The organism is Curtobacterium caseinilyticum (assembly GCF_030363035.1).
Taxonomy (GTDB): domain Bacteria; phylum Actinomycetota; class Actinomycetes; order Actinomycetales; family Microbacteriaceae; genus Curtobacterium; species Curtobacterium caseinilyticum.
In genome coordinates this window covers 535,993-560,257 of record NZ_JAUCMN010000001.1, presented here as the reverse complement: position 1 = coordinate 560,257, position 24,265 = coordinate 535,993, and the positions used below count along the sequence as shown (strand labels likewise).

Genomic DNA, 24,265 nt, shown 5'->3' with positions numbered 1-24,265 from the left:
GAACCTCCCCGTCTCCCCGCCGCCCACCCAGCGGCGGGACCAACGAGACACCGCCAACGCCGCCTGAACCCGACAGGAGCACCATGTCCACCACCGTCCGGCCCCGTGACCCCCGCGTCTCGGTCGTCATCCCTGCGAGGAACGAGGCACGCAACCTCGAGATCATCCTCCCGATGCTGCCGCCCGTGTACGAGGTGATCCTCGTCGACGGCAACTCGGTCGACGACACCATCGCCACCGCGCAGCGCATCATGCCGTCGATCAAGGTCGTGCAGCAGACCCGCAAGGGCAAGGGCAACGCGCTCGCGTGCGGCTTCGAGGCCGTCACCGGCGACGTGGTCGTCATGTTCGACGCCGACTGCTCCGCGGACGCCGCCGAGATCCCGCGCTTCGTCGACGCGCTCGTCGCCGGCGCCGACGTCGCGAAGGGCAGCCGCTACGCGCCCGGCGGCGGCAGCGACGACATCACGATCATCCGCGGCCTCGGCAACAAGGGGCTCAACATGGTCTCCAACCTGCTGCTCCGCGCCAAGTACACGGACCTCTGCTACGGGTACAACGCGTTCTGGGCGGACACGCTGCCGACCGTCGGCCTGCTGTCCTCGACGCTGCCGCAGCCGTCGGACGGCTCGATGCGCTGGGGCGACGGCTTCGAGATCGAGACGATCCTCACCTGCCGCTGGTCGGCAGCGGGCTTCGCGATCACCGAGGTGCCGAGCCACGAGAAGCTCCGCGTGCACGGCGCGAGCAACCTCAACGCCGTGAGCGACGGCATCCGCGTGCTGACGTCGATCATGCACGAGCGCCGCCGCGCCCGCGAGGCCGCCGCACGCGCCCGCCTCGCCCCGGTGCCGGCCCGCATCGTCCCGGAGCCGGTGGCGGTCCTCGACGAGGAAGCCGCGTGACGCTCCCCACGGTCGCGGTCGTCATCTGCGCCTACACGCAGCAGCGATGGGGTGACCTGCAGGCCGCCGTCGAGTCGGCGAAGCGGCAGCCCGAGGCGACCGAGGTCATCGTCGTCATCGACCACGAGCCGGAGCTGCTGCTCCGGGCCGCAGCCCGGTGGCCGGAGCTGTCCGTGGTCGCGAACGCCGAGGAGCGTGGCCTGTCGGGGGCGCGGAACACGGGCGTCGCGCTCGCCGCGTCCGACGTCGTGGCGTTCCTCGACGACGACGCGGCCGCCGACCCGGACTGGCTCGTGCACCTGGTCGAGGCGCTCGACCTGCCGGACGTCGTCGGTGTCGGTGGTCGGGCCACCCCGTCGTGGCCGGACGCCACCGGTGCCGGCCCGTTCCCGGACGAGCTGCTCTGGATCGTCGGCTGCAGCTACACCGGGCTGCCCACCGCGGCCGGTGACGTGCGCAACGTCATCGGGTCGAGCATGGCGTTCCGTCGGGACGTCCTGCTCGCCGCCGGTGGCTTCCGGTCCGGCATCGGTCGGGTCGGCAACCAGCCCCTCGGCTGCGAGGAGACGGAGCTCTGCATCCGGATCGCCCAGATGCGTCCCGAGTCGCGGATCCGCTACGAGCCGCGGTCGAACGTGTCGCACCGCGTCTCGCCCGACCGGGTGTCGATGCGGTACGTCCGGCGGCGCAGCTACTACGAGGGGATCTCGAAGGCCGTCCTCAGCCGTCGGGTGGGTGCTCGGGACTCGCTCTCGAGCGAGGGCACCTACCTCACGCGGGTCCTGCCCGGGGCGCTCCTGCGGGAGCTCGGAGCGCTCGGTCGTGGCGGCGGTGTCCGAGCCCTGGCGATCGTGACGAGCGTCGTCGCGACCGTCACCGGCTACGCGGTCGGCCGCACCCTCGGCACCGTGGTCGTCCGGACCCCGGCCACGGCCCCGGCACGCGAGCGCGTCACGGCCTGAGCCGGACCGCCGCGCCGCGGTGTCGCGCGCGCCGGTCCTCCGCGCGCCGGTCTCGCGCGCGCCGGCGCGTCGGCGCCCTGTGCGCCGGTCCAGCGCGCCGGCGCGCGGCAGAGCCGAGCACGCGGCGCGACCCACCACAGCACGACCCACCACAGCACGGCAGCACCCACCACCCGCAGTACTCGTGGCCCAGGCACCCGACCCGGTGTCGGGGCCACGGCGCTCTGCCTCCGCGGTCCCACCGCGTGCAGGCCGGGCCACCCGGACAGGACCATCGACCATGCGCCACCCCGACCCGTCGCACCCCTCGCAGCCCCGGCAGCCCCACGCCGCCTTCGCTGACGACCCGGACGCATCCGGCGGCACGTCAGCAGACGACACCGCCCACCTCCGCCGGCGGCGGCGGGGCCCGCTGACCGGGACGGCCGGTCGGGCGGTGCTCGCCGTCGCCGCGGTGGCGGTCGTCGGCACACTCTTCGCCGTGCCGTCCTTCGCCGGCCAGGGGACCGGAGCCACTGCTCCGACGGGTGCTCCGTCGGCGACCGCACCGGGCCGGACGGCGTCGGACGGTCCCGCCGGCGCCGGAGCCGGAGCCGGAGCCGGGGCGTCGTCCACCGGCCCGGCGGCACCGACAGCGGGCGGACCTGCGGCGGGCGCGGACTGCTCCGCCGGTCGTGTGCTCACGGTCGTCGCCCACGCCGACGACGACCTGCTCTTCGACGGCACCGAGCTCCGGCGCGACGTGGACGCGGGGCGCTGCGTCCGCTCGGTGGTCGTCACCGCCGGCGACGCGGGGAACCCGGCGGGCTACTGGCGCGGGCGCGAGGAGGGACTCCTGGCGTCCTACGCGAGCCTGGCGGGTGTGGCGTCGGCGTGGACCGCGAGCGCGCCCGTGGTCGCCGGCGCACCGCTGCGGACGGAGACCCTGACCGCGGACCCGCGGCTCAGCGTCGTGTTCCTGCAGCTGCCCGACGGCAACGTCGACGGGACCGGTTTCGCCGCGGACCGGTACGAGAGCCTGCAGCAGCTGTACCAGGGGTCCATCGGCACGATGCACACCGTCGCGGGGGCGGACCACCCCGCGACGTACACGCTGCGACAGCTCGAGGCCCTGGTGACCGAGCTCGTCCGCGCCTGGGCGCCGACCGACGTGCACACCCTCGACCACGCGGGTCACTACGGCGACGGGGACCACAGCGACCACCACACCGTCGCGTACCTGACCGACGCGGCGCAGCGGGCGTTCGGTGGCGCGCACACCTTCAGCGGGTGGCTCGGCTACCCGATCGCCGACCGCCCGTCGAACCTGACACCGGCCCAGACGCGCGCGAAGGGCGACGCGTTCTTCACGTACTCGGCTCACGATCCGCTCACGTGCGCCTCGGTGGCCGCGTGCTCCCCGAGGCCGGAGGGCACCTGGCTCAGCCGTGAGTACGCGGTCGGGTCCCCGGCGACCCCCGTCCCCACGCCCGGTCCGACGGAGCCGCCCGGCGACGGGACCTCCGGGGGTGGGTCGGGCGAGCCCGCCCCGACCCGGGGGAGCGACGTCACGGGCGGCGCGACGGTGACCGCCAGCTCGGACAACCCCGCTGACGGTCAGACCGCGGCGAAGGCGGTCGACGGCGTCGTGAGCGGGTACCCGGACGCGCCGACCGCCGAGTGGGCGACCCGCGGTGGCGGGGTCGGTTCGTGGCTCCGCCTCGACTGGGCAGCGCCCGTCACGCTCGGCGAGGTCGACCTGGCCGACCGACCGAACCCGGACGACCGCGTGACCGGCGGGACCCTGACCTTCTCCGACGGCTCCACCGTCGACGTGCCCGCGCTCGACGACGGCGGCGCCGTCCAGCGGGTGTCGTTCACGGCCCGGTCGGTGCGCTGGGTGCGCTTCACCGTCACCGGCGTGAGCGCGACGACGCGGAACGTCGGGCTCGCCGAGGCCCGGGCGTACGCACCCGCTGCCGTGGGCACGACGACGCCCACCCCGACGCTCCGTGACCGCACCGACGGCGCCACCGTGCACGCGGCCTGGGACGACCCCGCCACGGGACAGACGGCCGCGAAGGCGGTGGACGGTGTCGTGTCCGGCTACCCGGACGACCCGACGGCGGAGTGGGTCGCGCCGTGGGGCGGGCCCGGCGTCTGGATCCAGCTGGACTGGTCGGCGGCGGTGTCCCTGCGGCGGATCGTCCTCGCCGACCGGCCGAACACCGCCGACCGGGTGACGGGTGGCACGCTGACCTTCTCGGACGGCAGCAGCGTCCGCGTGGGGGCGCTGCCGGACAGCGGCACCCCGACGGCCGTCGACTTCACGGCCAGGACCGTGACCTGGGCGCGGTTCACCGTGGACAGCGTGTCGCCCACGACCGTCAACCCCGGCCTGGCCGAGCTGCGCGCCTGGGGCGACTGAGCCGACGCCCGCACGGGCCGGTACACCGAGCACGGGCTGACCAGCGCGCCGTCCACTGCACCGACGAGCGTGACGACCATCGGGCAGGCCGCGGTGCCGTCGCACCGACGGCGGTGCCGCCGCGGCTGCACGGCCGCAGGCGGGCGTCCGGCGTCCGGGTCGGCGCCGCACGCCCGTGGCGGGCGGCGAACCGCCGCAGGCGGGTGACCGGCGGGCGGGTCAGCGCCGCGCGTGTTCCCGCAGCGTGCGCAGGAGGGCGGTCACGTGCCGGTGTCGCCCGTGGTGGTCGCGCACGAAGGCCCGTGCCCGCTCGCCCAGTCCCGGTTCGTCGACGGCCTCGTCGAGCGCGGCGAGGACGGTCGCGGCGAGAGCCGGGCGGTCCTCCGGGTCGACGGTGAACCGTGCCCACTCGCCGGCGAGGATCTCGCCCGTGCCCCCGGCCGTGGCTGCGACGACCGGGACGCCGGCGGACATCGCCTCGACCACGGCGCGACCGTAGCCCTCCGGTTCGATCGACGGCGCCACGACGAGGTCGGCCGCGTGCAGGAGCGGGACGACGTCGTCACGCTCGGGGAGCACGAGCACCGCTCCGTCCGGCAGCGCCGCGACGGCTCGGCGGACCGCATCCTCCTCACCCGGCAGCATTGCGCCCGCCAGGACGAGCAGCGGACGGTCCTGCGCGGCGTGCCGCGACCGGTCCGGGGCCTCCGAGCCGTCCGCTCCGTACTGCCCGCCCGACCGGCCGGACCCGCCGACCGCGGTGCCGGAGGCGACCGGCTGCCGGGCGTCGACGGTGTCGAGGAGGTGCTGCCACGCCTCCAGGAGGGCGAGCACGCCCTTCGAGCGCGTGAGCCGCCCGTAGTACAGCACCGTCCGCGCGTCCGGTGCGATGCCGAGCCGTACCCGCGCCCGGGCACGGTCCGTGCTGGAGGCCGCGGGGAAGGCGGCCGGGTCGACGCCGTTCGGCACCACGCTGATGCGGTCCACTGGGACGCCGACCTCCGCCCAGGCTCGAGCCATGGTGTTCGAGACGGCGGCGAAGTGGGTGCGGCCGCCGGCGAGCGGTGCGACGCGCCGGTAGTTCGGCGCGTGGTGCAGGTGCACCACGAGCGGCGCGCCGGACAGCACCGACACGACGCGTCCCCACGGCAGGTGCTCGGGGCGGTTCAGCCACAGCACGTCCGGACGCGCTCGGCGCAGCCGGACGCCGTCACGCGCGAACCGCACGACGTCGCGGAGCGCGCTGCGGACACCGAAGCGCTGGTCGCCGACGCCGTGGAGGGTGACGCCGAGCGCGCGGAAGGGCGCGTCGGGCACACCGGCCAGGTCGGGGTCGGTCCGGTCGGCCGCGGGGCCGGTCAGGTCGGGGTCGGTCCGGTCGGTCGCGGGGCCGGGCACGGGCCGGGAGGGACGGTGCCAGACCGACACGTCGTGTCCGGCCGCGACGAGCTCGCGGGTGTCCTCGAGGACGCACCGTTCGACCCCGCCGGTGAGCGCGAGCCCGCCCGTGACGACTGCGATGCGCAGCGGTCCGTCGACGACGCCGACGGTCGCCGGGCGTCCGCGCCGGCCCCCGGCGGTCACCGGGAGCCCCCGCGCGCCGCGCGCAGCCGCTGGACGAACCAGGGCAGGCACGCCACGACCCCGACGACGCGGACGACGTTCCAGACGAGGTCCTGCGGCGCGAGGAGCGACGCGGCGGCCAGGACCACCGCCGGGACGACGACGAGGAACACCCGGCGCCCGGGTCCGCGCCACTCGCGGCGATCGGGCAGCATCGCCTGCTGGAGCACGGCGAGCACCCCGTACGCCACGACCGTGGACAGCGCGGCACCCGCGATGCCGAGCGGCGGGACGAGGACCAGGTTCGCAGCGATGTTCACCACACCGGCGACCGCGGCGATGACCCCGATCGAGACCCCGCGCCGCTCGATGAGCAGGAGGCGTCCGGTGGCGCCGCTCGCGACGACCGGGAAGGCGGTGAGCGCGACGACGAACACCACGACCGTCAGCTCGTGCACCCGGTACGACGCCGGTGCCAGGACCGGCAGCGCCACCGGGGAGACGAGGGTGACCGCGAGCAGGACCGGCGCGAGGAGCAGGTAGAGCTCGTCACGGGCGTGCATCGCCAGCCGGCGTCGAGCGAGGGCGTCGCGCAGGGCGGCGAAGTGCGGGGCCCACGCGCCGTTCGTGAAGGTGAGGAGCAGGATGACCGCCGAGCCCACGACGTAGGCGATCTGGTACCGGGCGACCTCGTCGGGCCCGAGCAGCCGCTGCACGATGATGCGGTCGCCGGCGTTGAGGACGAAGTACGACAGGTTGCCGAGCGCGACGGGGACGCCGAGCCGGAAGGCCCTGGCCGTCGTCGCACGGTCGAGGAGCCCGCCGAACCGCGGCCGGACGGCGATCACGCCGATCGTCATCGCGGCGGCCTGGGCGACCACGCCGCCCCACGCGTACGTCGTCGCGTCGGCGTGCACGAGCAGGAGCAGGGCGAGCCCGATGAGCGAGCCACCCACCGAGGACAGCAGGCTCGTCAGCGCGAACACGCGGATGCGGTCCTGCGCGACGAGCAGCGCGAGCGACATCTGCACGAGCGCGGCCGGCAGGGTCCAGAGCACCGCGACGAGCAACAGGGGGTGCTGGCCGACGAAGCCGGCGGCGTCGCCCCACAGCGGGATCGACCCGAGCGCGGCGACGGTGACGACCGTCGCCAGCACCGCTCCGACGGCGACCAGTCCGCGGGCCTTCCGTTCGTCGCCGTCCTCGGCGCGCTGGAGCACGGCCGCCTGGTCCAGGCCGGCCACGGCGAGCACGCCGAGCGCCTGGTACAGGGCGATCGCCGAGGCGAGGACGCCGAACTCCGACGGCGGCATCAGGTGTGCGAGGACGGGGGAGACGAGCGAGCTGACGACGAGCTGCATGGACCAGACGACGACGTAGAGCATGCCGCGCCCGAAGAGGACCGAGGCGCCCCGCTGGACGTCGGTGCTGCCGGTGTCGGTCGTCGCGGTGTCGCCGGTGTCGGTGTCCCTGGCCGCTGCGTGCCGTCCCCGTGGTGCCGACGGCTCGGCTGCCGAGGCCCCGGGTGTCGTCGCAGGTACCGCCGCCTCGGGCATCGCGGTCGCGGGTGTCCGGGTCGGCGTCCCGGTGGTGTCCGGTGTGGTGCTCACGGAGCGACGACCTCCGACCGAGGGTGGTCGAGCAGACCGACGGCCGCGACGGGGCGGCGGACCTGCTCGGGGTCCTCGTGGGCGAGGACGACGCAGGCGGGAGCCGCGGTGGGGATGGCCATGCACGCGACGCTAACCGCGCCGTTCCGGGGCGGACAAGGCGGCGCCGGAGCGGCTGCGGGGATGCGGCGGTTTCCCGCACGCTGGGTGGACACGGTGTGTCCGCCGGCGTCGAGGTCAGCGCTGGCGCCGGAACCGCGGGCAGTTGCAGAGGGCGCAGTCCGACCCCGGGCGGTAGTGCTCGTGCGCCTCCTGCCGGTGCCCGCACACGCACGTGGCGGCGTCGGCGGTCACGGCTGCGGGCAGCGGCGGCACGGCCGTCAGGACCGGCGGCAACGCGCCGACGGGTCCACGGTGCCCGGTGTCGGTGCCCAGCAGCATGCGTCCTCCTCGCGCCCGACGCGCGGTCGCCGGGTCGTGCCCGATCCTACGGGGACGACCCGGCGCTCGACCGGAGGCTCAGCGTGCGTGGAACCGACCGGCCTCGACGTCGCGCCAGCGGCGACGGCTGCGGAACCAGGCGGCGGGACCGGCCGGGAAGCCGCGGAGCTCGTGCCAGGCGAGGGAGCGCGGCACCGGAGTCGACGCCGCGGCCGGTGCACCCGCGACCGCGGCCGGCGCCGCGGCCGTGGTGCCGGTGCCTGCGGTCGTCGCGCGACCACCCCGCAGGGCGCGCAGGGCGTCCTGCGCCTTCACCGACGCCGCGAGCGGCACCAGGCGGGCCAGGACCGCGGCGTGCCGTCGGTCCTTCGCCACGAGGGCGCAGAGGAAGGCGGTGAAGCCGACACCGTTCCCGTGGAGCTGTCGGTGCAGCTCGTCGACGGTCCGGCGGTGCCGGTGGTGCACGACCGCGCGCGGTTCGAAGCCGACGCGGCCGCCGCGCCAGAGCGTCTCGACGAACATCGCCAGGTCCTCCCCGCCCCGCGCCGGCGATCCCGCACCGAGCGTGGTGTCGAAGCCGCCCACCGCCTCGAGCAGCTCACGACGGAACGCCATGTTCGCCCCCGCACCGTACGCGCCGATGCCGTAGACCGCGAAGCGCTTGCGGACCGTGCCGTCCGGCCGCACCGCGGCGACGCGCGCGTGCCGCATCGTGCCGGGGACGTCGTCAGGGACGATCGTCACGGGGTCGAAGGTGCGCTCGCCGCTGAAGCCGCCGTAGTACGCCTCGTACCAGACCTGCGCCGGGGTGCTCAGCTCGGTGGGCAGGATCACGCCGCTGACGGCGTCGAGCGAGGGCTCCCGCACGAAGCGCTCACCGAGGGCGCGGAGCCAACGGGGGTCCACCTGGACGTCGTCGTCGGTGAAGGCCACCACGTCGCCGCGGGCCGCTGCGACGCCGGCGTTCCGGCCGGCGGACAGGCCCGGGCGACGCTCGGTCACGAGCCGGACCGTGCGTCCGGCGAGCAGCGCGGGCAACGCGTCGTCGGCGGGGACGCGGACGCGGTTGTCGACCACCACGACCTCGTGCCGCGGGTAGTCCAGGTGCTCGAGCACGTCGAGCAGCCGACCGAGGTCGTCCACACGGTCGACGACGGTCGAGACCACCACGGAGACCGTGGGCAGGGCGTCGTCCGGGACGGGGTCGGCGGACGCGGTCGCCGGGGTGTCGACGAGGCCTGCGAGCACCCGGGCGGCATCGGACGGGTCCGCCGTCAGGGTGACGTCCGTCGTGCACACCGGGCGTCCCTCGCGGTAGCCGACGACCAGCGCAGACGAACCGGTCGCGTCGGCGACGAGTTCGGGCAGCGGGGCGTCGAGGTCGACACGGACGACACGGCGGGGTCCGGGCAGGGCGACGGCGGAGGTGGTGGCCATGTCGTCGGACGCTACGGCCGCGGGTCGGCCCGGACAATGGCGTCGGTCGACAGTGGCGGGGTCGGTGCGGAACACCGCAGTGGACGGCCACGATCCCCGTCCCCGCCCCGGAGTGAGCGCTCACCAGGGAAAACCGTGCGCCGGGAGGAGATCACGACGCGGTCACGACTTGGATGCAACCGGTTGCACCGGCCGTCGGGCGGGCGTAGCTTCCTCCTCCAGCAGGCAGCGTCGCCTGCTCCAGGTGCACGTCGTCCGCGATGCGGACGGCGTCCCCCTGGTGATCTCGATGAGGAGACAACGCTGTGAAGACATCTCGCGCCAAGGTGCGCCTCGCCTCCGTCGCCGGGCTCGCCGCCGTCGGACTCGTGCTGACCGGCTGCTCGGCGGGCGGCTCCGCGAACACCGACGCCGCGAAGTCGGGCCAGGACAGCCGCGGCCCGATCACCTACGTCCAGGGCAAGGACAACTCGAACGTCGTGCGTCCGCTGATCGAGAAGTGGAACGCGGCCCACCCGGACGAGAAGGTCACGTTCAAGGAGCAGTCCGACCAGGCCGACCAGCAGCACGACGACCTCGTGCAGCACTTCCAGGCCAAGGACGAGAACTACGACGTGGTCGACGTCGACGTCGTGTGGACCGCGGAGTTCGCCGCGAAGAGCTGGCTCACCCCGCTCACCGGCGAGATGAAGATCGACACCTCGAAGCTCCTGCCGTCGACGGTGAAGACCGCGACGTACAACGACACGCTCTACGCGGCACCGCAGACCTCCGACGGCGGGCTGCTCTACTACCGCAAGGACCTCGTCAAGACGCCCCCGACCACGTGGGACGAGATGATGCAGGACTGCTCGATCGCGAAGGACGCCGGCATCGGCTGCTACGCGGGGCAGTTCGCCAAGTACGAGGGTCTCACCGTGAACGCCTCCGAGGCGATCAACGGTGCAGGCGGTTCGATCCTCGGCAAGGACGGCGCGCCCGACGTGGACACCACGGCGGCGAAGGCCGGCCTGCAGAACCTCGTCGACGCGTTCAAGGACGGCAACATCCCGGCCGAGGCGATCACGTACCAGGAGGAGCAGGGCCGTACCGCGTTCGAGAACGGCAAGCTGCTGTTCCTGCGCAACTGGCCGTACGTGTACAACCTCGCCAAGACCGACGGCTCGTCGAAGGTCAAGGACACCTTCGGCATCGCCCCGCTGCCCGGCAAGGACGGCGTCGGCGCCTCGACCCTCGGTGGTCACAACGCCGCGATCAGCGTCTACTCGAAGCACAAGGCGACGGCGCACGACTTCCTCGAGTTCCTGATCTCGAACGACACGCAGAAGTTCTTCGCCACGCAGGGCTCCCTCGCACCGGTCGTCGGTGACCTCTACACCGACTCCGAGCTCACCGCGAAGCTGCCCTACCTGCCCACGCTGCTCAAGTCGATCGAGTCGGCCGAGCCGCGTCCGGTCACGCCGTTCTACCCGGCCGTCACCAAGGCGATCCAGGACAACAGCTACGCGGCGCTGAAGGGCTCGAAGAGCGTCGACGAGGCCGTCAAGGACATGCAGGCGGCCCTGGAGTCGGCAACCAGCAGCGGCAACTAGTCGCGACCCCCTGACGGACGGGAGGCGCGGGTCGACCCCGCCCCGCGCCTCCCGTCCGCCCCTTCCTGCGTCCCGACACCCGCCCGAGGAGGCCGTCGAAGTGTCAGCAGCAACCGAGATCCCAGCAGCGATCCCGAACCCCACCGGCACGGAGCCGAAGCGCCGGCGCGGCGGACTCAACGCCGAGCACGGCCGCTGGGCCGTGTACCTGATCGGCCCGACGATCGTGCTCCTCGCCGTCGTCATCGGCTACCCCGTCGTCAGCGCCGTCATCCAGTCCTTCGAGCTCGACCAGGGCCTCGACAAGGCGACCGGTCTCTTCGTGCAGGGCGGCTTCGCCGGCATCACGAACTACCTGCACTGGCTCGGCCAGCGGTGCGGGGAGACCACCTGCCCGCCCGGCAGCCTCGGCTCGCAGTTCTGGGTGTCGATGGGCAACACGTTCTTCTTCACGGTCGTGACCGTCGCCCTCGAGACCGCCATCGGCGTCTGGATGGCGATCATCATGAACCGCGACTTCAAGGGCCGCGCGCTCGTCCGTGCCGCGATCCTCGTGCCGTGGGCGATCCCGACGGCCGTCACCGCGAAGCTCTGGTACTTCATCTTCGATGCGAACGGCGTGCTCAACCACGTGCTCGGCCAGCAGGTCCTCTGGACGAGCGGCGAGTGGGCGTCCCGATGGGCCGTCATCATCGCGGACACCTGGAAGACCACACCGTTCATGGCGCTCCTCATCCTGGCGGGCCTGCAGCTGATCCCGGACGAGGTCTACGAGGCCGCCAAGATGGACGGCGCGTCGACCTGGCAGCGCTTCTGGACCATCACGCTGCCGCTCGTCAAGCCGGCGCTCATGGTCGCGGTGCTGTTCCGCGTGCTCGACGCCCTGCGCATGTACGACCTGCCCGCGATCCTCACGGGTGGCGGCGGTGGCTCCGGCAACGCGACCACCACGCTGTCGATCCTCGTCGTCGACCAGATCCGGCAGGGGTTCAACTCCGCGTCGGCCCTCTCCACCATCACGTTCCTGGTGATCTTCGTCGTCGCGTTCGTCTTCGTCCGGTTCCTCGGCGCGAACGTCGTGCAGACCCAGGCCGCCCAGCAGAAGGGTGAGCTCAAGTGACCATCGCAGCCGACCGCCCCCGTGCGGTCCCCAACCCTCGCGAGCGCGCCGACGAGCGCGCCGAGGTCCGCGTCCGGCGGCACACCGGACAGAAGCTCCGGACCGCCATCCAGGCCGTGGTGATCGCCGTGTGGTGCCTGCTGCCGTTCTACTGGATGGTGGTCACGAGCTTCCGGGACGTCGGGTTCACGTTCGACGCCACCCCCTGGCCGACCCACGTCACGCTGGACAACTACGCGACGGCGTTCTCGACCGCGCTCGGCAACCACCTCGGCCGGGCACTGCTCAACAGCGTGCTCATCGGCGGGGTCGTCACGGTCATCGCCCTGCTCGTCGGCACGAGCGCCGCGTACGCACTGGCCCGGCTCGAGTTCCGGGGGAAGTCGCTCATCGCGGGCGCCATCCTCGCCGCGTCGATGTTCCCGGGCGTCGCGCTCATCTCGCCGCTGTTCCAGCTCTTCACCGACATCGGGTGGATGGGCACCTACCAGGCGCTGATCCTGCCGAGCATCTCGTTCGTGCTGCCGCTGACGGTCTACACGCTCGCCAGCTTCTTCCGCGAGATGCCGTGGGACCTCGAGGAGGCCGCGCGGATCGACGGGTGCACCCGCGTGCAGGCGTTCCGGCGGATCATCCTCCCGCTGGCCGCACCGGCCGTCTTCACCACCGCGATCCTGGCGTTCATCTCGTCCTGGAACGAGTACCTGATCTCGTCCCAGCTGTCCTCGGACGCCACCCAGCCGGTCACCGTCGCCATCGCGTCGTTCGCCGGGTCCCAGCCGCACCAGGAGCCGTACACGGCGGTGATGGCGGCGGGCACGATCGTCACGATCCCGCTCGTCGTCCTCGTGCTCGTGTTCCAGCGGCGGATCGTGGCCGGCCTCACCGCCGGCGGCGTGAAGGGCTGAGGGCCGTGGCACAGCGCGCACCGCAGCGGCCGACCGCACGGATCGAGGAGGCCATCGGCTTCGTCGGGATGTTCGGGGTCCTGTTCCTCGGCGTCACGGTGTCCTGCGAGGTCACCGGCCGTCCGGCACTGGGATGGGCGCTCGTCCTGCTCGTCTGCGTCCTGGCGGTCGTCGCACTCGACCGGTGGCGGATCGCCGTGCTGCGGCGGCACGCCGCCGCGACGGGGGTCGTCGACGGCGTCGGCGCGGCCGGACCGGCGTCGGGCCGTGTCGGTCCGGTCGGTGGGCGACGCACCGGCCACGCGGTACGGAGCGGCCGCCGCGCCGACGTGTCGGACGGCTGACGGGCCCGGCGACCGTGCACACGGGGATCCAGGAGATCGCGACCGTCACCGGCCTGTCGAAGTCCACGGTGTCCCGGGCGCTCCGCGGCATGCCGACCGTGGCGGACACGACGATCGACCAGGTGCGGCGGGTCGCCGACGAGCTCGGGTACGTGCCCAGCTCGGCGGCGGCCGGTCTCGCCACCGGGCGGCAGCGTGCCGTCGGGGTGGTCGTCCCGGTGATCGACCGCTGGTTCTACGTCAAGGCGCTCGGTGGCGTCGACGCCGAGCTGCGGCGCGCGGGCCACGACCTGGTGCTCTACAACCTCGGCGGGCCCGGCGGCGACCGCGGACGGGCCTTCCGACGCTCGATGCTCCGGCACCGGGTCGATGCGCTCGTGCTGCTCTCGCTGGTCCTCGACGAGACCGAGCGATCGGAGCTCGAGTTCACGCACCACCCGGTGATCGTGATCGGCGGGCCCGCACCGGGGTTGCGCAACGTCGGTGTGGACGACCTCGCCGTCACCGAGAGCGCCGTCGCCCACCTCGCGGGGCTCGGACACCGGGAGATCGCGTACCTCGGCGGACAGGACGAGGACGGGATGAACGTCGCCGTGCCCCACCTGCGGCGCGACGGCTTCGTCGAGGCCGTCCGGTCCCGCGGCCTGACCGTCCGCGAGGACCGCATGCTCGACGGTCGGTTCTCGTTCGCCGGGGGAGCCGCCGCCGGGGCGTACCTGTTCGACCGTGCTGCGTCCGACCGCCCGACGGCGGTGTCCTGCGCCTCGGACGAGATGGCGCTCGGGGTGCTGCTCGCCGCCGCGCAGGCGGGGCTCGCGGTCCCCGGGGACGTCTCGGTGATGGGGATCGACGGGCACGAGTACGGCGCGGTGGTCGGGTTGACGACCGTGGCGCAGGACCCGGCGGCGCAGGGCCGGGCGGCGGCGCGGGCCGTGCTGGCCGAGGTCGACGGCGGGTCGGCGGGGCCGCTGCCGGCAGCGCCCACGGAACTGGTGGTGCGGACGACGACGGCGCCGCCGCGGGTGCAGCGCGGCGAGGCGGCGCGCGGTGCGCGCTGACGCCGTGCCCGCTGACGCCGTGCCCGCTGACGCCGTGTTGGGCGCGTCGGACCACGGGAGCGACACCGGACCGGACACGACGGCCGGTCCGATGTCGGGAACGCGGTCCCACCGAGCTCGCGGACCGGGTGCGCACCCCGCCGCGTAGGGTCGCTGCATGGAGGTCACCAAGCTCGAGCACGCCTGCCAGGTCGTCACCTCGGGCGGCGCCCGACTCGTCATCGACCCGGGTGGCTTCACCCGACCCGTCGACGTCACCGGGGTCGTCGCCGTGGTCGTCACCCACGAGCACCCCGACCACGTCACCCCCGAGCAGGTCCGTGGGATCCTCGACCGCAACCCGGGTGCGGTCGTCCTGGGGCCCGCGGGCGTCGCCGCAGCGCTCGCCGAGGACGGCATCGACGTCGCGGTCGTCACCGACGGCGACCACCGTGAGGTCGGCCCGTTCGCCCTGGACTTCCACGGCAGCCGCCACAACGTGATCCACGCGTCGGTGCCCGTCGTCGACAACACCGGCGTCCTCGTGGACGGCCGGCTGTTCCACCCGGGCGACGCGTACACCGTCCCCGGCGTGCCGGTCGAGGTCCTCGCCGCCCCGGTCGGCGCACCGTGGCTCAAGGTCGCCGAGATGATGGACTGGATCGCCGCGGTCGCCCCGCAGCGTGCGTACCCGATCCACGAGGCGACGCTGTCCGACGTGGGGTTCGCGATGCACACGGACCGGCAGCGGCAGGCGATCGGGGACGGGGAACTCGTGGTGCTGCAGCCCGGCGAGTCGCTCACGATCTGACCATGGGTCGGCCGGGAGGCTCGCCCCACCACCGGCAGACCGGCCCCCCGCCGTCGCGGCACACCCGGGCGACACGCCTCGTTTTGGCAGCGCGCCGCTGCTGTGCCATACTTATCGGGTTGTCGGAACGGCCCCATCGTATAGCGGCCTAGTACGTCGCCCTCTCACGGCGGTAACGCGGGTTCGAATCCCGCTGGGGTCACCACAGGTGGCTAGCCTCCGAGTCCGACAACACGTGTGCTCCGCCCTCGGTCGGAGACCACGGCCCCATCGTATAGCGGCCTAGTACGTCGCCCTCTCACGGCGGTAACGCGGGTTCGAATCCCGCTGGGGTCACACACACCACGAACCCCCGTCGAGCTCCGGCTCGGCGGGGGTTCGTTCGTTGCCGGCCAGATCGCGTCCGGCCCGGATCGCTTCTGGCCCACGTCGCGTCCGGAGCAGATCGCGTCCGGCCCGATCGTGCTCGGCCCGGCTCGGACCGCTCCCGGCCCGGGCCCGCCCGGCGCGTCCCCGGCCCACTGCGTCGACGGCCAGCTGATCCCGACCCGACGAGTCGCCCCGCCCGACGAGTCGCCAGCCCCAGGGGCTCCGGCTCGATGCGTCCCCGGTCGGCTGGCCCGGCCCGACGAGTCGCCCCGCCCGACGAGTCGCCAGCCCGAGGGGCTCCGGCTCGATGCGTCCCCGGTCAGCCGGCCCGGCCCGGCTGGTCCCCGGCCTCGCTCCGGAGCTGGGCCGATCCGGTCGCGCGGCGAGCCAGGCGGAGGTTCGCCGCCGTGGCCGCCGTGGTCATCCGGTCGACGAACGCCAGTGCGGCGCGGAGCTCGTGGGCGTCGGTGTCGCGCAGCGTCCCCGCGATCTCCCGACCCGCGAACGCGAGGAAGGCCTCGTTCGCGGACCGTGCCGTCTCGGTCGTGCGGAGGGTGACGCGACGCCGGTCCGCACTCTCGCGGTGTCGGGTGACGTGGCCGGCCGCCTCGAGCCGGTCGACCAGGACCGAGGTCGCCCCCGAGGTCATGCCGATCTGTCGGGCGAGCTGGGCGGGGGACAGCGGGTCCCCGGCACGCTCGGCCCAGAGCACCTGCCCGAGTGCGTTGGCGTCCGACGAGGGCAGCCGCACCCAGGTGCCGAGGTGTCGGTTCAACTCGTCGAAGGCGACGGCCCAGTCGCGCAGCCGGTGCATGACCGCCACCTCGTCGTCGTTCCACGAGGCCTCGAGCGGGTCGACGTCGGGCATCCAGGTTCCTCCACAGTCAAGTCGCTTCACTGTAAAGCACAGCGGGCGACACGAGCCGACCGCACCGCACACGAGGAGCAGGACATGTCCGCACCACACGCAGTGATCTCAGGAGCGAGCATCGCAGGTCTGTCGGCAGCCTGGTGGCTCCGCCGCACCGGATGGGCCGTCACGGTGATCGAGCGCGCGCCCGCCTTCCGCGACGGCGGTCAGAACGTCGACGTGCGCGGGGTCGCGCACGAGGTCCTCGAACGGATGGGCCTCGTCGACGCCGTCAGGACGGCGAACACCACGGAGACCGGCACCGTGCTCGTCAGGAAGGACGGCTCCGTCCGCGCCGAGGTGCCGAGCGACGGGCCGGACGGTGCCACCGCCGAGCTCGAGGTCCTGCGCGGCGACTTCGCCCGCATCCTCCTCGACCACCTGCCCGACGGGGTCGACGTCCGGTACGGCGAGACCATCGCATCGGTCTCCGACCGCGACGACGCCGTCACGGTGACGACGAGCGCTCGCCGACGACTCGACGCCGACCTGCTCGTCGTGGCCGAGGGGGTGCGGTCGACCACGCGCGACCTCGTCTTCACCGACCCCGACGACGTCGACCCGCGCGACCTCGGCGTCACCATGGCCTTCGGCACGATCCCGCGCACCGCCACCGACGACGACCGCTGGCGCTGGTACACGGCGGTCGGCGGCCGCCAGGTGCACCTCCGCCCGGACCCCTACGGCACGATGCGCGCGATCCTGGCCCACGTGGGCCAGGACGACCTCGTCGGCCGGGACCGGCAGGACCTGGTCGACACCCTCCGCCGCCGCCACGAGGGCGTCGGGTGGGAGGCCGACCGCGTCCTCGAGGGGTTCGCGACCACCGACGACCTGTACGTCGACCAGCTCACCCAGATCCGGATGCCGTCCTGGCGTCGGGGTCGCGTGCAACTGGTCGGGGACGCGGCGTGGTGCGTCACGCCGATGGGCGGTGGGGGAGCCTCGCTCGCCTTGACGAGCGGGTACGTCCTCGCGACGTCGTTCGCGGACGTGACCGGCCGGGGCGCCGTCGACCGAGCGGCCGTCGACCGTGCGCTCGCGGCTTTCGACGACTGGATGCGTCCGCTCGTCGACGACGTGCAGGGCATCCCGGACGCCGTGATCCGGTTCGCCTTCCCGCGCAGTCGCCTCGGCCTCGCCGCGCGCCGGGTCGCCGACGCGGTCCTGCTCGGGACGCCGCTGCGGAAGCTCGCCGCCCGGGTCACGCAGGTCGCCGACACCGACCGGCCCCTGCCGCCGCTCGTGACGGTGTCCTGAAACGGACGGACGGGAGGCTCGGGCGGGCCCGCACCGCGCCTCCCGTCCGGCCACGGTCACCTCGGGAAGGTGCCGGGCGCGACGCCGAGCAGGCGTGCGACCTCACGGGCCGCGGCCCTGCCGGCGCGGTTCGCACCGATCGTCGACTGCGACGGGCCGTACCCGACCAGGTGCACCCGCGGGTCCGCGGCCGTCCGGGTGCCCACCACCGGGATCCCACCGAGCGGTCCGCGCAGCCCGAGCGGGGCGAGGTGGTCGAGGTCGGCGCGGTACCCGGTCGCCCAGAGCACGACGTCGACCGAGGTGGCGGAGCCGTCCTGCTCGACGACCCCGTACGGACCCATGCGGACGAACATCGGACGGCGCTCCAGCGCTCCACGGTCGCGGGCGGAGCGCGCCTGGTCCGTCCAGATCAGCCCCGTGTACGAGACGATGCTCCCGGGCGCGCGGCCGGCCGTCACGTCCGCGGCGACCCGTCGTTCGACGTCGACCCCGTCGAGCTCGTGCACGAACTCCCCGGGAAGGAAGACGGGCTCGCGGCGCGTGTACCAGACGGTGTCGGTCACACCGCTGATCTCGTCGAGCAGCTGCACCGCGGAGATCCCACCGCCGACGACCGCGACCCGGCGTCCGCGGAAGCGATCGGCGTCGACGTAGTCACGGCTGTGCAGCTGCTCGCCGCGGAACCGCTCGGCGCCGGGGACCACGGGGACGACCGGGGTGTCCCACGTGCCCGTCGCGTTCACCAGGGCCGACACCTGCCAGTCGCCGCGGTCCGTCTCGACCAGCAGGGGCCCGGTCGTCGCCGCGTCGATCGACCGCACGCCGTGCACGTGCACCGGGCGGAGGACCGGCAGGTGCTCGTGCTCCTCGTACGCGGCGAAGTAGCGCGGGACCGCGGTACGGCTCGGCTCGTCGGGGTCGATCGGCGGCAGCGCCATGCCGGGCAGGGCGAAGATCCCGTTCACGGTGCGCATGCGCAGCGACTCCCAGCGGTGCTGCCAGGCGCCGCCCGGGTGCTCGTTGGCGTCGAACACGACGACGCTCGGTGCAGCCGGTGCAGCCGGTGCAGCTCCTGCACCGGAGCCGGACCCCACGGCGGCCGGGCCGACGGGCGCGAACCCGCGGGCGACCAGGTGGTGTGCCGCCGACAAGCCCGCCTGACCGGCACCGACGACCGCGACGGTCGCGGTGTGGTCTGCGGTGGGCACGGTCCAACGCTAGCGGGCACGGGACCGGGGGACAGTCCGGGCGGAACGATCGTTCTTCCCCCGTTCGCGGTTCTGGTCGGCCACGAAGTGAGGTTAGCCTTGCCTAACGTGAACAGCGTCAATCCACTGCTCGAGATCCTCACGTCCGACCGTGCCCACCGCTACCGAGCGGTCGTCCGGGGCGCCGTCGACCGGACCGCCGACCGTCTGGCGGCCGTCACGACCCCGACGACCGACACGCCGGCCCCGGTCCTCCGCGAACGCGTCGCAGCCGTCGACCTCGACCGGCCCCTCGGGTCCGCCGAGGCCGCAGTCGCCGAGGTCGACGCCCTCGTCACCGCCGAGACCGTCTGGTTCCACGACCCCGGCTACCTCGCCCACCTCAACTGCCCGGTCGCCGTCCCCGCGGTCGCCGCCGAGGCCGTGCTCGCCGCGGTGAACCCGTCGGTGGACACCTGGGACCAGTCGCGGATCGGCACCGAGGTCGAACGCCGCGTCGTCTCGTGGGTGACGGAGACGATCGGGTTCACCGCCGGCGACGGCGTCTTCACCTCGGGTGGCACCCAGTCGAACCTGCACGCCCTGCTGCTCGCGCGACAGGCCGCGACGACGGACGGCCGGCGGCCGACCGCCCTCGACGACCTGGTCGTCTTCGCCACCGCGTCGAGCCACTTCAGCGTCCGGAAGTCCGCGATGCTCCTCGGGCTGCCCGAGCGGGCGGTCGTCGACGTCGCCACCGACACCGCGGGCCGGATGCTCCCGGACGCGCTCGCGCACGCGATCGCCGAGGCCCGACGAGCGGGCCGCGCCTCGATGGCCGTCGTCGCGACCGCGGGCACGACCGATCGCGGCTGCATCGACCCGCTCGAGCCGATCGCGGACGTGTGCGATCTCGAGGACGTCTGGCTCCACGTCGACGCCGCGTACGGCTGCGGGTTGCTCGTGTCCCCGACCCGTCGGCACCTGCTCGACGGGATCGAGCGTGCCAGGAGCGTCACGGCCGACTTCCACAAGTCGTTCTTCCAGCCGGTGTCCTCGAGCGCGTTGCTCGTCCGCGACCCCGTCGACCTGCGCCGTGCGTCCTGGCACGCGGACTACCTCAACCCCGAGGACGCCGACGAGCCGAACCAGGTCGACAAGTCGTTGCAGACCACGCGGCGCTTCGACGCGCTGAAGCTCTGGACGACGCTCCGGGCGAGCGGCGCACCGGCCATCGGGCGCGCGTTCGACGCCGTGCTCGACGTCACCGAGCAGGTGCACGACCACGTCCGACGTCACCCGGGGCTGGTGCTCCTCGCGCCGACGCAGCTCAGCACCGTGCTCTTCCGCTGGCAGCCGGACGGGGTGTCCGACGCCGAGGCCGACGCGCTCGTCGCCCCGCTGCGCGCGACCCTCCTGGCCGAGGGACGGGTGCTGATCGCGAAGACGGTCGTCGACGGGCGGCCGGCCAGCAAGCTCACGCTCCTCAACCCGGAGACCACCGCCGAGCAGGTCGTCGCGTCGTTGGACCACGTCGTGGCGACCGCGGAACGCCTGCACGAGGCGCACGCCCGGTCCACCGAGACGACGGGAGCGACCCGATGAGCACCAGCACCAGCACCAGCACCGGCACGACCGTGCACGACGTGGTCGGCATCGGGATCGGCCCGTTCAACCTCGGTCTCGCGTGCCTGACGGACCCGATCGACGACCTCGACGCCGTGTTCCTCGACCAGGCCGACGGCTTCACCTGGCACCACGGCATGATGCTCGACGACGCCACGATCCAGGTCCCGTTCCTCGCCGACCTGGTCACGATGGCCGATCCGACCTCGCGGTTCTCGTTCCTCGCCTGGCTCAAGGAGACCGGCCGCCTCTACCCCTTCTACATCCGCGAGGACTTCCACCCCCTGCGCGCCGAGTACGACGCGTACTGCCGGTGGGCGGCCGACCAGCTCGACACGCTGCGCTGGGGTCGCCGCGTCGTCGCGGTCGAGCACGACGAGACCACCGACCTGTTCACCGTGCACGCGGAGACGGCGAACGGCCCGGAGCGGTACGTCGCCCGACACGTCGTGCTCGGCATCGGCACCGAACCCGCGGTGCCCGAGGCACTCCGGGACCTCGCCGGCCCGGTCGTGCACTCCGCTGGCTACCTCCCGGCGCGCGACGACCTCCGGCGCGCCGACTCGATCGCCGTCGTCGGCAGCGGGCAGTCCGCCGCCGAGGTCTACCGCGACCTGCTCGAGGGCATCCGCGACGGCGGGTACCGCCTCGACTGGATCACGCGCTCGCCCCGGTTCTTCCCGATGGAGGACACCAAGCTCACCCTCGAGATGACGAGCCCGGAGTACACGGACCACTTCCACGCCCTGCCCCGCCCGGTGCGCGACCGCCTCGGTCGCGAGCAGCGGGGCCTGTACAAGGGCATCAGCGCCGACCTGGTCGACCAGGTCTACGACGCGCTCTACCGGATCAGCGCACGTGGCCCGGTGCCGACGACCCTCCGGACCGACACGAGCGTGGTGGCCGCCGAGTGGCTGCCCGAACGGGACCGCTTCCGGCTGACGCTCCGGCACGCACAGCTCGGCACCGAGGCGGCGCACGAGGTCGCCCGGATCGTCCTGGCGACCGGGTACCGGCCGCGGACCCCGGACGTCCTCGCACCCGTCGAGCACCTGGTCGCGCGCGACGACCGCGGCCGGTTCGCGGTCGCCCGTGACCTGCACGTCGACACCCTCGGCGGCCGCATCTGGGTGCAGAACGCCGAGGAGCACACGCACGGCCTGACCGCGCCGGACCTCGGCATGGGTGCGTGGCGGAACGCGTCGATCATCCGGTCCGTCACGGGGCGCACCGTGTACGGCCTGGAGGAACGGATCGCCTTCCAGGAGTTCGGCCTGCCCGGCGGGCAGCCGGCTCCCGGCCCTGCGGCGAGCGCCGACGGCGACGCCGCGGCGGGCACGGAGGGCGCCGCTGCGGCGAGCGCCGCGGCTGCCACGGCAGACCGCCGGGCGGCGAGCGTCGGGGTGTCGGCGTGAGCGCCCCGGTGACCGTCGCCCGCGCGACGGACGCGACCACGGGCCTCCCGTCCGTCCAGCCCGTCGACCCGGACCGCGACGCCACCGTCGTGCAGGCGTGGCTCGCGCACCCGGCGTCCGCGTGGTGGTCGATGACCGAGCACGACGTGCACGCCGTCCGCGGGTACCTCCGGTCGGTGCAGGAGGACCCGGCGCAGGCGGGGTGGCTGCTCCGGTGGGACGGCGACCCGATCGCGTACGCCGAGACCTACGACCCGCGCCAGGTGCTGCTCACCGACGTGTGGGACGCCGAGGCAGGTGACGTCGGGATGCACCTGCTCGTCGCGCCGCCGCCCGCGGACGGTCGCGTGCACGGGCTGACGAGCGCCGTGATGCGGGCCGTGGTGGAGCACTGCCGTGACGCGCTCGGTGCCCGTCGCGTCGTCGTCGAGCCGGACGTGCGGAACACCGCCGTGCAGGTGAAGAACGCCGAGGTCGGCTTCCGCGCCCTGCGCGAGGTCGACGTGGACGGCAAGCGGGCGCTGCTCTCGGTGCTCGACACCGACCGGATCGGCGTGCCGGACGACGACGGGCCCGCTGCGCACCTGCGGCCCGAGCACCTCGAGCCGGCGCAGCGCCACCTCGTCGCGAAGGCGATCGCCGAGTTCACCCACGAACGGCTCGTGGCACCGCGTCCCGACGGCGACGGGTGGGCGCTCGACGCGGGGGACTCGACCTACCGGTTCCGCGCCCGGCGGTACGAGCTCGAGCACTGGGTCGTCGACGAGTCGTCCCTGACCCGGAGCCGCGCCGGTCGGTCGGGACCGGCGCCGCTCGACGCGCAGCAGCTCGTGCTCGACCTGCAGGACGCACTCGGCATCCCTGACGAGATGCTCGGGACGTACCTCGAGGAGGTCGCGTCCACCCTGGCGTCGGCCGCCGCGAAGCACCGCCGTGGTGGGCCCTCCGCCGCGCAGCTCGCCCGCGGCCGAGCGGACGGCGACGTCGTCGCGGCGTTCCAGGACGCCGAGGCCGCGATGACCGAGGGGCACCCGGCCTTCGTCGCCGCGAACGGTCGGATCGGCTTCGGCCTCGACGAGTACCGACGCTACGCGCCGGAGTCCGGCGGTCGGTTCCGGTACCGGTGGCTCGCCGCCCGGCGGGAGCACACGCACCTGGCGCTCGCCGCGGACCGCACCGAGCAGCAGCACTGGGACGCCGAGCTCGACCCCGCGACGGTCGACCGCTTCCGCGACACCCTCGAGCGCCGCGGCCTCGACCCGGACGACCACACCTGGTTCCCGGTGCACCCGTGGCAGTGGCAGCACCGGATCGCCGTCACCTTCGCGCCGGACCTCGGTCGGCAGGACCTCGTCGACCTCGGCGAGGGGCCGGACGACCACCAGCCCCAGCAGTCCGTCCGCACGGCCTTCAACCGCTCCGTCCCCGGGCGTTCGTACGTCAAGACCGCGCTCACCGTGCAGAACATGGGGTTCCTGCGGGGGATGTCGCCCGCGTACATGCGCACCGCTCCCGCGGTGAACGACTGGGTCGCCGGCCTGGTCGAGGCCGACCCGGTGCTCGCCGACGCCGGGTTCGGGGTGCTCCGCGAACACGCCGCCGTCGGCTACACCGGGGACGTCTACCACCGGATCGGGTCGGGACCGGCGCAGCGCGGTGCACCGCAGCGCAAGATGCTCGCGGCGCTGTGGCGGGAGAGCCCCGTGCCGCGGCTGGAGCCCGGCGAGCGGCCGGTCACCATGGCGGCGCTGCTGCACCGGGACGCCCGCGGCCGGTCCGTCGCCGCCGCGCTCGTCGAGCAGTCCGGGCTGGACGCCGCCTCGTGGGTGGCGCAGTACCTCGACGCGTACCTCCGGCCCGTCGTGCACTGCCTGACCGAGCACCAGCTGCTGTTCATGCCGCACGGCGAGAACCTCGTGCTCGTCCTCCGTGACGGCGTGGTGTCCCGGGTGTTCATGAAGGACATCGGGGAAGAGGTCGTGGTCGTCGGTGACGTCGCGGTCCCGGCCGGCATCGAGCGGATCGTGCACCCGGTGGGCGACGACGAGGCGGCACTCGGGGTGTTCACCGACGTGTTCGACGGGGTGCTCCGGTACCTCGCGGCCGTCCTCGACCAGGACGGGGTCCTGCCGAGCGCGGTCTTCTGGCGGCTCGTCGGGTCCTGCGTCGACGCTGCGGGAGCGGGTCGTGCGCGGCCGCTCGACCTGCGTGTGCCGGACTTCGAGCACTCGTGCCTGAACCGGCTGCAGCTGCGGAACACCCTGCAGATGGTCGACCTGACGGCGCAGACCGACTCGCTCATCAGGGCCGGACGGATGGCGAACCCGATCGCGCACTGAGCGTCCGTACACGAACCGG

General features: G+C 73.8%; 20 protein-coding genes and 2 tRNA genes. 15 read left to right on the top strand and 7 right to left on the bottom strand.

Going from position 1 to position 24,265, the window contains the following annotated elements:
• The first annotated feature begins 83 nt into the window (after positions 1 to 83).
• From QUG93_RS02545 to QUG93_RS02535, 3 genes are all read left to right on the top strand, one after another.
• Positions 84 to 905, top strand: a complete 822-nt coding sequence (locus QUG93_RS02545) for a glycosyltransferase family 2 protein (protein WP_289472027.1) — start codon at positions 84 to 86, stop codon at positions 903 to 905.
• On the top strand, positions 902 to 1,867 hold the full coding sequence (locus tag QUG93_RS02540) for a glycosyltransferase family 2 protein (protein ID WP_289472026.1): 966 nt from the start codon (positions 902 to 904) through the stop codon (positions 1,865 to 1,867). Before QUG93_RS02545 ends, QUG93_RS02540 begins: the two co-directional genes overlap by 4 nt.
• Before the next feature lie 280 nt (positions 1,868 to 2,147).
• Entirely contained in the window at positions 2,148 to 4,274 is a 2,127-nt protein-coding gene (locus tag QUG93_RS02535) for a DUF7402 domain-containing protein (protein ID WP_289472025.1), read from the top strand.
• A gap of 219 nt (positions 4,275 to 4,493) precedes the next feature.
• Here QUG93_RS02535 and QUG93_RS02530 read toward each other — a convergent pair whose 3' ends face one another.
• The 5 genes from QUG93_RS02530 to QUG93_RS02510 all read right to left on the bottom strand — a co-directional run bounded on the left by QUG93_RS02530 (position 4,494) and on the right by QUG93_RS02510 (position 9,325).
• Positions 4,494 to 5,858, bottom strand: a complete 1,365-nt coding sequence (locus QUG93_RS02530) for a glycosyltransferase family 4 protein (RefSeq protein WP_289472024.1) — start codon at positions 5,856 to 5,858, stop codon at positions 4,494 to 4,496.
• The gene (locus tag QUG93_RS02525; RefSeq protein ID WP_289472023.1) at positions 5,855 to 7,447 is read right to left on the bottom strand and encodes a lipopolysaccharide biosynthesis protein; all 1,593 of its coding nucleotides are present in this window, start codon (positions 7,445 to 7,447) and stop codon (positions 5,855 to 5,857) included. The genes QUG93_RS02530 and QUG93_RS02525 overlap by 4 nt, the downstream gene beginning before the upstream one ends.
• The gene (locus QUG93_RS02520) at positions 7,444 to 7,569 is read right to left on the bottom strand and encodes a hypothetical protein (RefSeq protein ID WP_289472022.1); all 126 of its coding nucleotides are present in this window, start codon (positions 7,567 to 7,569) and stop codon (positions 7,444 to 7,446) included. Before QUG93_RS02520 ends, QUG93_RS02525 begins: the two co-directional genes overlap by 4 nt.
• A gap of 115 nt (positions 7,570 to 7,684) precedes the next feature.
• Positions 7,685 to 7,888 carry a hypothetical protein gene (locus QUG93_RS02515; protein WP_289472021.1) on the bottom strand — a complete coding sequence of 68 codons (204 nt, stop codon included), beginning with the start codon at positions 7,886 to 7,888 and terminating at the stop codon, positions 7,685 to 7,687.
• A 78-nt stretch (positions 7,889 to 7,966) separates the two neighbouring features.
• The gene (locus QUG93_RS02510; protein ID WP_289472020.1) at positions 7,967 to 9,325 is read right to left on the bottom strand and encodes a glycosyltransferase; all 1,359 of its coding nucleotides are present in this window, start codon (positions 9,323 to 9,325) and stop codon (positions 7,967 to 7,969) included.
• A 305-nt stretch (positions 9,326 to 9,630) separates the two neighbouring features.
• On the opposite strand from QUG93_RS02510, the gene QUG93_RS02505 reads away from it, so the two are divergent.
• From QUG93_RS02505 to QUG93_RS02470, 8 genes are all read left to right on the top strand, one after another.
• Positions 9,631 to 10,917 (top strand): ABC transporter substrate-binding protein, encoded by a 1,287-nt coding sequence (locus QUG93_RS02505; protein WP_289472019.1) that lies wholly within the window; start codon positions 9,631 to 9,633, stop codon positions 10,915 to 10,917.
• 100 nt (positions 10,918 to 11,017) lie between these two features.
• Entirely contained in the window at positions 11,018 to 12,037 is a 1,020-nt protein-coding gene (locus tag QUG93_RS02500) for a carbohydrate ABC transporter permease (protein ID WP_434533070.1), read from the top strand.
• Positions 12,034 to 12,945, top strand: coding sequence for a carbohydrate ABC transporter permease (locus QUG93_RS02495; RefSeq protein ID WP_289472018.1), 912 nt, complete (start codon positions 12,034 to 12,036; stop codon positions 12,943 to 12,945). Before QUG93_RS02500 ends, QUG93_RS02495 begins: the two co-directional genes overlap by 4 nt.
• Before the next feature lie 5 nt (positions 12,946 to 12,950).
• Complete coding sequence (locus QUG93_RS02490) at positions 12,951 to 13,289, top strand: hypothetical protein (protein ID WP_289472017.1); 339 nt, start codon at positions 12,951 to 12,953, stop codon at positions 13,287 to 13,289.
• A gap of 14 nt (positions 13,290 to 13,303) precedes the next feature.
• The gene (locus QUG93_RS02485) at positions 13,304 to 14,347 is read left to right on the top strand and encodes a LacI family DNA-binding transcriptional regulator (RefSeq protein ID WP_289472016.1); all 1,044 of its coding nucleotides are present in this window, start codon (positions 13,304 to 13,306) and stop codon (positions 14,345 to 14,347) included.
• Positions 14,348 to 14,504: 157 nt separating this feature from the next.
• Positions 14,505 to 15,137 (top strand): MBL fold metallo-hydrolase, encoded by a 633-nt coding sequence (locus QUG93_RS02480; protein WP_289472015.1) that lies wholly within the window; start codon positions 14,505 to 14,507, stop codon positions 15,135 to 15,137.
• A gap of 129 nt (positions 15,138 to 15,266) precedes the next feature.
• Positions 15,267 to 15,342: transfer RNA gene (locus QUG93_RS02475), tRNA-Glu, on the top strand.
• Positions 15,343 to 15,400: 58 nt separating this feature from the next.
• Positions 15,401 to 15,473, top strand: a tRNA-Glu gene (locus tag QUG93_RS02470).
• Between the two features lie 352 nt (positions 15,474 to 15,825).
• Here the strand turns inward: QUG93_RS02470 and QUG93_RS02465 are convergent.
• Positions 15,826 to 16,374: a MarR family winged helix-turn-helix transcriptional regulator gene (locus QUG93_RS02465; RefSeq protein ID WP_289472014.1), complete on the bottom strand. Its 549-nt coding sequence runs from the start codon at positions 16,372 to 16,374 to the stop codon at positions 15,826 to 15,828.
• 84 nt (positions 16,375 to 16,458) lie between these two features.
• On the opposite strand from QUG93_RS02465, the gene QUG93_RS02460 reads away from it, so the two are divergent.
• Positions 16,459 to 17,676 (top strand): FAD-dependent monooxygenase, encoded by a 1,218-nt coding sequence (locus QUG93_RS02460; protein WP_289472013.1) that lies wholly within the window; start codon positions 16,459 to 16,461, stop codon positions 17,674 to 17,676.
• Positions 17,677 to 17,732: 56 nt separating this feature from the next.
• Here the strand turns inward: QUG93_RS02460 and QUG93_RS02455 are convergent, their stop codons facing one another.
• The gene (locus QUG93_RS02455; protein ID WP_289472012.1) at positions 17,733 to 18,887 is read right to left on the bottom strand and encodes an NAD(P)-binding domain-containing protein; all 1,155 of its coding nucleotides are present in this window, start codon (positions 18,885 to 18,887) and stop codon (positions 17,733 to 17,735) included.
• A 108-nt stretch (positions 18,888 to 18,995) separates the two neighbouring features.
• Here QUG93_RS02455 and QUG93_RS02450 point away from each other — a divergent pair, with 108 nt between their 5' ends.
• The 3 genes from QUG93_RS02450 to QUG93_RS02440 are packed head-to-tail and all read left to right on the top strand — an operon-like array spanning position 18,996 to position 24,246.
• Positions 18,996 to 20,471 (top strand): pyridoxal phosphate-dependent decarboxylase family protein, encoded by a 1,476-nt coding sequence (locus QUG93_RS02450; RefSeq protein ID WP_289472011.1) that lies wholly within the window; start codon positions 18,996 to 18,998, stop codon positions 20,469 to 20,471.
• Positions 20,468 to 21,907, top strand: coding sequence for a lysine N(6)-hydroxylase/L-ornithine N(5)-oxygenase family protein (locus QUG93_RS02445; protein WP_289472010.1), 1,440 nt, complete (start codon positions 20,468 to 20,470; stop codon positions 21,905 to 21,907). Before QUG93_RS02450 ends, QUG93_RS02445 begins: the two co-directional genes overlap by 4 nt.
• The gene (locus tag QUG93_RS02440; RefSeq protein ID WP_289472009.1) at positions 21,904 to 24,246 is read left to right on the top strand and encodes a GNAT family N-acetyltransferase; all 2,343 of its coding nucleotides are present in this window, start codon (positions 21,904 to 21,906) and stop codon (positions 24,244 to 24,246) included. The genes QUG93_RS02445 and QUG93_RS02440 overlap by 4 nt, the downstream gene beginning before the upstream one ends.
• Positions 24,247 to 24,265: the final 19 nt, after the last annotated feature.